The organism is Streptomyces poriferorum (assembly GCF_019399235.1).
GTDB classification, from domain to species: domain Bacteria; phylum Actinomycetota; class Actinomycetes; order Streptomycetales; family Streptomycetaceae; genus Streptomyces; species Streptomyces poriferorum.
This window is the reverse complement of the sequence record NZ_JAELVH010000293.1, coordinates 1-9,061: the sequence shown is the minus strand read 5'-3', so window position 1 is coordinate 9,061 and position 9,061 is coordinate 1. Positions and strand designations below refer to the sequence as shown.

The following is a 9,061-nucleotide window of genomic DNA, read 5'->3' as shown; positions in this document are numbered from 1 at the left end:
GCGACTACGGGCCGGACGCCGGCGCGGCCGATCCCAAGCGCGGACCGGCCGGGCAGGTCGAGTTCGCCCGGGTGACCAAGGCCGGCAACTTCGGCTGGCCGTACTGCACGGGCAACAACGACCCCTTCATCGACTACGACTTCGCCACCAAGACCTCCGGCGCGGCCTTCGACTGCGCCGCCCCCAAGAACACCTCGCCGCACAACACCGGCCTCGTCGACCTGCCCCCGGCCCAGGCCGCCTGGATCCCGTACGACGGTGCGTCCGTCCCGGAGTTCGGCACCGGCTCCGAGTCCCCGATGGGCGGGCCCGTCTACCACTACGACGCGGACCTCGACTCGCCCGTGAAGTTCCCCGAGGCGTACGACGGAGACTTCTTCGCCGGTGAGTTCGGCCGCCAGTGGATCAAACGGATCGAGCAGGACGCCGACGGCAAGGTCGAGTCCATCAACGACGTCCCGTGGTCCGGCACCCAGATCATGGACATGGCCTTCGGACCCGACGGGGCGCTGTACGTCCTGGACTACGGCCTCTCCTGGTTCGGCGGCGACGAGAACTCCGCGCTCTACCGCATCGAGAACGCCACCGGCGGACGCTCCCCGATCGCCGAGGCCGCGGCCAACAGGACGTCGGGCACCGCACCCCTCAAGGTGCAGTTCTCCTCCGCCGGCACCACCGACGGCGACGGCGACGCCCTCACCTACGCGTGGGACTTCGGCGACGGGGGCACCTCGACCGCCGCCAACCCCGCGTACACGTACAAGAAGAACGGCACCTACACCGCGACCGTCACCGCCGAGGACCCCTCCGGGCGCACCGGATCGGCCAGCGTGCATGTGACCGTCGGCAACACCGCACCCACGGTGAAGCTGGAACTCCCCGGCGACGGGCAGCTGTTCACCTTCGGTGACGCCATTCCGTTCAAGGTGACCGTCACCGATCCCGAGGACGGCACGATCGACTGCTCCAAGATCGAGGTCCGCTTCGTCCTCGGCCACGACAGCCACGGCCACCCCATCACCTCGGAGCACGGCTGCACCGGCACCATCAAGACCGAGATGGACGGCGGGCACGACCCCAACGCCAACATCTTCGGCGTCATCGACGCCTCGTACACCGACGGCGGAGGCGGCGGTCAGGCCGCACTGACCGGCCACGACCAGTCGCAGCTCCAGCCGCGCCACCGCCAGGCCGAGCACTTCAACAACTCGTCCGGCATCAACACCTTCGACAAGGCGAACGCCGAAGGCGGCAAGACCGTCGGCGACATCAACAACGACGACTGGATCTCCTTCAAGCCGTACATCCTCGGCGACTCCACCAAGCTCACCGCCCGGATCTCCTCCGGCGGCGCGGGCGGCTTCCTCGAGGTACGCGCCGGCTCGGCGACCGGGACGATCCTCGGCTCCGCACCGGTGCCGGTGACCGGTGGCTGGGAGACCTTCCAGGACATCGACGTCCCGCTGCGCGGCGCTCCGAAGAAGGCCACCGAGCTGTTCCTCGTCTTCAAGGGAGGTGAAGGAGCGCTGTACGACATCGACGACTTCGAGCTCTCCAACACCCCGCCCGACAAGACCGCCAAGCGCGTCCTGGTCTTCTCCAAGACCGCCGGCTTCCGCCACGACGCGATCCCCGAGGGCATCGCCGCACTGAAGGAACTCGGCAAGGACAGCAACATCACGGTCGACGCCACCGAGGAGGCGGGCCAGTTCACCACGGCGAACCTCGCCCGCTACGACGCCGTCGTCTTCATGTCGACGACCGGTGACGTACTCAACGCCGACCAGCAGAAGGCCTTCGAGAACTACATCGCCACCGGTGGCGGCTACATGGGTATCCACGCCGCCGCCGACACCGAGTACGACTGGTCCTTCTACGGCGGACTCGTCGGCGCGTACTTCTCCGGCCACCCCGCCATCCAGCCCGTCACGGTCCGCGTCGAGGACCACAAGCACCCGGCCACCGCCCACCTGGGCGACGCCTGGGAGCGGACCGACGAGCTGTACAACTACCGCACCAACCCCCGCGACAAGGTGAAGGTCCTCGCCACACTCGACGAGACCACCTATACCGGCGGGACCATGAAGGGCGATCACCCGATCACCTGGTGCCAGTCCTACGAGGGCGGCCGTTCGTTCTACACCGGACTCGGCCACACCAAGGAGTCGTACGCCGACGCGGACTTCCGGGGGCTCCTGCTCGGCGGGGTGCGGTACGCCGCCGGCCAGGTCAAGGGCGACTGCAAGCCCGACACCGGCTACCGGTCGATCTTCAACGGCAAGACACTCGAAGGCTGGAAGCAGGCAGGGCCCGGGAAGTTCGACGTGGTCGACGGCGAGCTGCGCTCCGAAGGCGGCATGGGCCTGCTGACGTACCAGGCCAAGGAGCTGAAGTCGTACTCCCTGAAGCTCGACTGGAAGATGGCGGGCGACGACAACTCCGGCGTCTTCGTCGGCTTCCCGGAGTCCGACGACCCCTGGTCCGCGGTGAACAACGGCTACGAGGTCCAGATCGACGCCTCCGACGCCGTCGACCGCACCACCGGCTCCGTCTACACCTTCAAGGCGGCCAACACCAAGGCCCGCGACCAGGTGCTGAGGCCGCCGGGCCAGTGGAACAGCTACGAGATCAAGGTGCAGGGTGAACGGCTCCAGATCTTCCTCAACGGAGTGAAGATCAACGACTTCACCAACACCGACCCGGTCCGCAGCCTCAAGGACGGCTACATCGGCCTCCAGAACCACGGGGCGGACGACCAGGTGTCCTTCCGCAACATCCAGCTGAGGGAACTCCCCTCGGCGTAGGGCACTCACCCGGCCGGCGGCGGGCGGGGCGAACACACCCCGCCCGCCGCCCGCTGCCCCTCATGTACCGCACACCCCGTCGGCCGCCTGCGGCCCCTCGTGTACGGCACACCCCGTCGGCCGCCCGCGGCCCTCACGTACAGCGCCACCAGCTCTGCCCAGCCAGGACCCCCAGCCAGGGAGGCAGCCCGTGTCAGCACACGCCGTTCGTACCGGAGTCTGGTTCATCGGAGCACGCGGCTCCGTCGCCACCACCGCCACGGCGGGATGCGCAGCGGTCGCGGCGGGACTCCACCCGGCCGCCGGCATGGTCACCGAGACCGCCCCGTTCGCCGACAGTGGCCTGCCACCCGTGGCCTCCCTCGTCTTCGGCGGCCACGACACCCTGGACTGCCCCCTCCCCAAACGGGCCGAGGCACTGGCAGCCGGGGGAGTGCTGCCGCACGGACTCCCATCGGCCGTTCGGTCCGAACTCGCCGCCGCCGACGCGGAGATCCGCCTGGGCGGGCCCCTCCCCGGCGACACCCGCGGCGATGAGGAACTCATCGCCGCGTTCGCCGCCGACCTCACGGACTTCGGCAGCCGCAACCACCTGGCCAGGACCGTCGTCGTCAACGTCTCCTCCACCGAACCGGCACCCGACCCCGACGCCACGCGGCTGCCCGCGAGCTCGCTCTACGCTGCCGCCGCGCTCCGGGCCGGCTGTCCGTACGTCAACTTCACCCCCTCCACCGGGCTGCGCGCGCCCGCCCTCCAGGGCGCCGTCGCGGCCTCGGGCCTACCCCACGCGGGCCGCGACGGCAAGACGGGCCAGACGCTGCTGCGCTCCGTGCTCGCCCCGATGTTCGTCCAGCGCGCCCTGCCCGTACGCGCCTGGTCCGGCACCAATCTGCTGGGCGGCGGTGACGGGGCGGCGCTCGCCGACCCGGCCGCCGCGGCCGCGAAGAACGCCGGCAAGGAACGCGTCCTCGCCGACACCCTCGGCGCCGCCCCCGAGGGCGAGGTCCACATCGACGACGTTCCGGCGCTCGGCGACTGGAAGACCGCCTGGGACCACATCGCGTTCGACGGGTTCCTCGGAGCCCGCATGGTGCTCCAGACCACCTGGCAGGGCTGCGACTCCGCCCTCGCCGCGCCCCTGGTGCTCGACCTGGCCCGGCTGCTGGCCCGGGCCCACGAGGCGGGCCTGAGCGGCCCGCGGCCCGAACTCGGCTTCTACTTCAAGGACCCGGACGGCGGACCCGCCGCGCTCTCCGAGCAGTACCTGGCGCTCCTCGCCTTCGCCGAACAGCTGCGAGGCGAGCGGTGACCGTACGCGCCTGGGCGGAACTGCTCAGGATCTCCGCCCTGTTCACCGTCCCGGGCGACGCCCTCGCCGGCGCGGCGTCCGTGGGCCGGCGGCCCAACAGTTCCACCGCCCTGGCCGTCGGTGCCTCGCTGTGCCTGTACGAGGCGGGCATGGCGCTCAACGACTGGGCCGACCGCGACGAGGACGCCGTCGACCGCCCGCACCGGCCGATTCCCTCGGGCCGGATCTCGCCCCGCGCCGCGCTCACGGCGGCCGGCGCCCTGACCGGGGCGGGCCTGGCGCTCGCCGCCCGCGCGGGCCGCCCGGCCCTCGCCGTGGCCACCGGCCTCGCGGCCACCGTCTGGGCGTACGACCTGCGCCTGAAGCACACCCCGGCGGGCCCGGCGGCGATGGCGGCGGCGCGCGGCCTGGACCTGCTGCTGGGCGCGACGGCCACGGGGGCAGCCCCGGCGCCCCGAACGGCCCGCGCCGCACTGACCGCCGCCGCCCTGCTGAGCACCCACACCTACGCGGTCACCGCCGTCTCGCGCCACGAGACGCAGGGCGGCTCCACCACCGCGCCGCTCGCCGCACTCGCGGCCGTGGCCGGAATCGGCGGCGCCGTGGCGCATGAGGGGAGAGCCCCCGCGCGGCTCCTCCCGACCGCGCTCACCGGCGCCTACCTCCACACCGCCGCACGCCCACTCGCGCACGCCGCGCTCAACCCGTCGCCGCCCCTCACCCAGCGCGCCGTCGGCAGCGGCATCCGGGCGATGATCCCGCTCCAGGCCGCGCTCGCCGCCCGCGCCGGAGCAGCCGGTTCCGCGCTCGCCGTCATGGGCCTCGTCCCGCTCGCCCGCGCCCTCTCCCGGAAGGTGAGCCCCACATGACCCTCCGCCTCGGCTACGGAACCAACGGGCTCACCGACCTCCGCCTGGACGACGCCCTCGGGCTCCTCGCCGACCTCGGCTACGACGGCGTCGGCCTGACCCTCGACCACATGCACCTCGACCCGATGGCCCCGGACCTCGCCAACCGCACCCGCCGCGTCGCGGCCCGGCTCCAGGAACTGGGGCTCGGCGTCACCGTGGAGACCGGGGCCCGCTACGTCCTCGACCCGCGCCGCAAGCACGGCCCCTCGCTCCTGGACCCGGACCCCGACGCCCGGGCAGCCCGCACCGCGCTGCTCGTCCGGGCCGTCGACGTGGCCGCCGGGCTCGGCGCGCACGCCGTGCACTGCTTCAGCGGGGTCAGGCCGCCGGACACCGCACCCGACACCGCGTGGAACCGGCTGACCGGCGCCCTCGCCCCGGTCCTCGACGCGGCGGACCGGGCGGGCGTGCCCCTCGCGATCGAGCCGGAGCCCGGACACCTCCTGGCCAACCTCGCCGACTTCCACCACCTGCGGGTACTGAGCGGCGACCCGGAACCGCTCGGGCTCACCCTCGACATCGGCCACTGCCAGTGCCTGGAGCCCGCCCTGCCCGTCGACTGCGTACGCGACGCCGCCCCCTGGCTGCGCCACGTCCAGATCGAGGACATGCGCCGCGGAGTCCACGAGCACCTCCCCTTCGGAGACGGCGAGATCGACTTCCCGCCCGTCCTCGCCGCCCTCGACGCCCTCGGCGACAGCGGATACACGGGGCTCACCGTCGTCGAGCTGCCCCGCCACTCCCACGCGGGCCCCGAACTCGCCCGCACCTCACTCGACTTCCTGAACAAGCACCGCCCGTCGAACGGAACGGACACCGCCCGTCGACCCACTGAGCCGGCCGAACGGAACACACACCGCCCGTCAGCCCACTGAGCCCGCCGAAGGGAGCACGCCATGACGCACACCCCGCCTTCCCCGCTCCTGTCCCGCAAGGAACTGGACACCCTGCTCGGCGGAGCCGCACGCGCCTGGCTCGACGAGGCCCTCGCCGAGGCCGCCCACGCCGCGGCCCACGACGACACCACGCCCGCGGAGAGCTACTCCGTACCGCCGTGGGAGCTGCGGTACGCGGCCGCCGGCCGGCACTGCGGACTCGAACACGCCGACTCCGTACGCGCCCTGCTGCTCACCGAGGCCCACGCCGGGCTGCCCGCCCTGACCCGCCTCTACGAACAGGGCACCGCCGCCGAGCGCCGCGCCGTCCTGCTCACCCTGTCCGCACTGGACCTCGGCGCGACCGCCCTGCCGCTCGTCGAGGACGCCCTGCGCACCAACGACACCACCCTGGTCGCCGCGGCCGTCGGCCCCTACGCCGCCGCCCACCTGGAGCCGCACAACTGGCGCCACGCCGTCCTCAAGTGCCTGTTCACCGGCGTCCCCGTCGAGGCTGTCGCCGAGCTGGCCCGGAGATCGCGCGGCGACGCCGAACTCGCCCGGATGCTGGGCGACTTCGCGTCCGAACGCATCGCGGCCGGCCGCCCCGTACCTGCCGGTCTGCATCACGTGCTCGCCCTCACGGCCCCCGGCCCCGCCGCACCCACGGTCCCCACGGCCTCGACGCAGGAGTCCTGATGCGCATCTTCGACCCCCACATCCACATGACCTCCCGCACCACGGACGACTATCAGGCGATGTACGACGCCGGGGTCCGCGCGCTCGTCGAACCCTCCTTCTGGCTCGGCCAGCCCCGCACCTCGCCGGCCAGCTTCTTCGACTACTTCGACGCTTTGCTCGGCTGGGAGCCCTTCCGCGCCGCCCAGTACGGCATCGCTCACCACTGCACGCTCGCCCTCAACCCCAAAGAGGCGAACGACCCCCGCTGCACCCCCGTCCTCGACGCGCTGCCCCGCTATCTCGTCAAGGACTCCGTCGTCGCCGTCGGCGAGATCGGCTACGACTCGATGACCCCGGCCGAGGACCACGCACTGGCCGCCCAGCTCCAGCTCGCCGCCGAGCACGGGCTGCCCGCGCTCGTCCACACCCCGCACCGCGACAAGCTCGCGGGCCTGCGCCGCACCATCGACGTCGTACGCGAATCCGGCCTGGCGCCCGAACGGGTGCTGCTCGACCACCTCAACGAGACGACCGTGAAGGACGCGCGCGACAGCGGCTGCTGGGCCGGGTTCTCGATCTACCCCGACACCAAGATGGACGAGGACCGCATGGTCGCCGTCCTCCAGCTCCACGGAACCGAGAAGGTCCTCGTCAACTCCGCCGCGGACTGGGGCAGAAGCGATCCGCTGAAGACCCGCCGGGTCGGTGACGCCATGCTCGCCGCCGGCTTCACCGAGGACGACGTCGACCAGGTCCTGTGGCGCAACCCCGTCGCCTTCTACGGTCAGAGCGGCCGCCTCCACCTCGACACCGCCGCCCCCGAACCGCTCCACGAGGGCAACTCCATCCTCCGCGGCGGGGAGTGAGGCCATGCGCTTCCGCCACCCCGACGGCTCCGTCGTCCACCTCGCGTACTGCACCAACGTGCACCCCGCCGAGACCCTCGACGGCGTCCGCACCCAACTGCGCGACCACTGCGAACCCGTACGCAAACGGCTCGGCCGCGACCGCCTCGGCATCGGCCTCTGGCTCGCCCGGGACGCCGCCCGCACCCTGATCAACGACCCCTCCCAGCTGCGGTCCCTGCGCGCCGAACTGGACCGCCGCGGCCTCGAAGTCGTCACACTCAACGGCTTCCCGTACGAGGGATTCGGCGCCGAGGAGGTCAAGTACCGCGTCTACAAGCCCGACTGGACCGACCCCGAGCGTCTGGCCCACACCACCGATCTCGCCCGGCTCCTCGCCACGCTCCTGCCGGACGACGTCACCGAGGGCACCATCTCCACCCTCCCGCTCGCCTGGCGCACCCCGTACACGGGCGACCCCGAAGCGGCCCGCACCGCCCTCGCCGCGCTCACCACCCTCGGTGAACGCCTCGACGCACTCGCCGAACTCACGGGCAAGTCCATCCGGATCGGCCTCGAACCCGAACCCGGATGCACGGTCGAGACCACCGCCGACGCCATCGCCCCCCTCACCGCCGTAGGCCACCCACGCATCGGCGTCTGCATCGACACCTGCCACCTCGCCACCTCGTTCGAGGACCCGGACACCGCACTCGACGCGCTCACCGCGGCCGGCATCCCCGCCGTCAAGGCACAGCTCTCCGCGGCCCTGCACGCCGAACACCCCCACCTCCCCGAAGTACGCACCGCCCTGGCCGCCTTCGCCGAACCCCGCTTCCTGCACCAGACCCGCATCGCCACCGCCGCCGGACTGCGCGGCACCGACGACCTCGACGAAGCCGTGACCGGCGAAGCCCTGCCCGACAGCGCCCCGTGGCGCGCCCACTTCCACGTGCCCCTGCACGCACCGCCCGCACCCCCGCTCACCTCAACCCTCCCCGTCCTCCGGGCCACGCTGAGCCGGCTCGTCGGCGGTGCGCGCCCACTCACCCGGCACCTGGAGGTCGAGACGTACACCTGGCAGGCACTCCCGGCGGAACTGCGTCCCCGCACCCGCGCCCAGCTCGCCGACGGCATCGCCGCCGAACTGACCCTCGCCCGCGACCTCCTGGTCGACCTCGGCCTCAAGGAGCTGCCATGACCACCGCCGGGACGACGCCCAGCCCCACACCCCTCCTCGTCCTCGACGTCGTCGGGCTCACCCCGCGCCTCCTCGACCACATGCCCCACCTCAAGGCCCTGGGACAGTCCGGCACCCACGCCCCGCTCGGCACCGTGCTGCCCGCCGTCACCTGCGCCGCCCAGTCCACCTTCCTCACCGGCACCACCCCCGCCGAACACGGCATCGTCGCCAACGGCTGGTACTTCCGCGAACTGGGCGACGTCCTCCTGTGGCGCCAGCACAACGGACTCGTCGCCGGCGACAAGCTCTGGGACGCGGCCCGCCGGACCCACCCCGGCTACACCGTCGCCAACATCTGCTGGTGGTACGCCATGGGCGCCGACACCGACTACACCGTCACCCCGCGCCCCGTCTACTACGCCGACGGCCGCAAGGAACCCGACTGCTACACCG

At 72.4% G+C, this 9,061-nt stretch carries 8 protein-coding genes; all 8 read left to right on the top strand.

Features of this window, described 5'->3' with window-relative positions:
* Positions 1 to 2,804: ThuA domain-containing protein (locus tag JGS39_RS33295; protein ID WP_219573483.1), on the top strand; the 2,804-nt coding region annotated here is incomplete at its 5' end.
* 190 nt (positions 2,805 to 2,994) lie between these two features.
* The gene (locus JGS39_RS33290; protein WP_219573482.1) at positions 2,995 to 4,113 is read left to right on the top strand and encodes an inositol-3-phosphate synthase; all 1,119 of its coding nucleotides are present in this window, start codon (positions 2,995 to 2,997) and stop codon (positions 4,111 to 4,113) included.
* On the top strand, positions 4,110 to 4,982 hold the full coding sequence (locus tag JGS39_RS33285) for an SCO3242 family prenyltransferase (protein ID WP_219573481.1): 873 nt from the start codon (positions 4,110 to 4,112) through the stop codon (positions 4,980 to 4,982). Before JGS39_RS33290 ends, JGS39_RS33285 begins: the two co-directional genes overlap by 4 nt.
* Positions 4,979 to 5,899, top strand: a complete 921-nt coding sequence (locus tag JGS39_RS33280) for a sugar phosphate isomerase/epimerase family protein (RefSeq protein ID WP_219573480.1) — start codon at positions 4,979 to 4,981, stop codon at positions 5,897 to 5,899. Before JGS39_RS33285 ends, JGS39_RS33280 begins: the two co-directional genes overlap by 4 nt.
* A gap of 21 nt (positions 5,900 to 5,920) precedes the next feature.
* Positions 5,921 to 6,598: an EboA domain-containing protein gene (locus tag JGS39_RS33275; protein ID WP_219573479.1), complete on the top strand. Its 678-nt coding sequence runs from the start codon at positions 5,921 to 5,923 to the stop codon at positions 6,596 to 6,598.
* Positions 6,598 to 7,446 carry a TatD family hydrolase gene (locus tag JGS39_RS33270; RefSeq protein ID WP_219573478.1) on the top strand — a complete coding sequence of 283 codons (849 nt, stop codon included), beginning with the start codon at positions 6,598 to 6,600 and terminating at the stop codon, positions 7,444 to 7,446. The genes JGS39_RS33275 and JGS39_RS33270 overlap by 1 nt, the downstream gene beginning before the upstream one ends.
* A 4-nt stretch (positions 7,447 to 7,450) precedes the next feature.
* On the top strand, positions 7,451 to 8,626 hold the full coding sequence (gene eboE, locus JGS39_RS33265) for a metabolite traffic protein EboE (RefSeq protein WP_219573477.1): 1,176 nt from the start codon (positions 7,451 to 7,453) through the stop codon (positions 8,624 to 8,626).
* Positions 8,623 to 9,061, top strand: a 439-nt coding sequence (locus JGS39_RS33260; RefSeq protein ID WP_219573476.1) for an alkaline phosphatase family protein, incomplete at its 3' end; no start/stop codon positions are given. The genes eboE and JGS39_RS33260, both read left to right, overlap by 4 nt.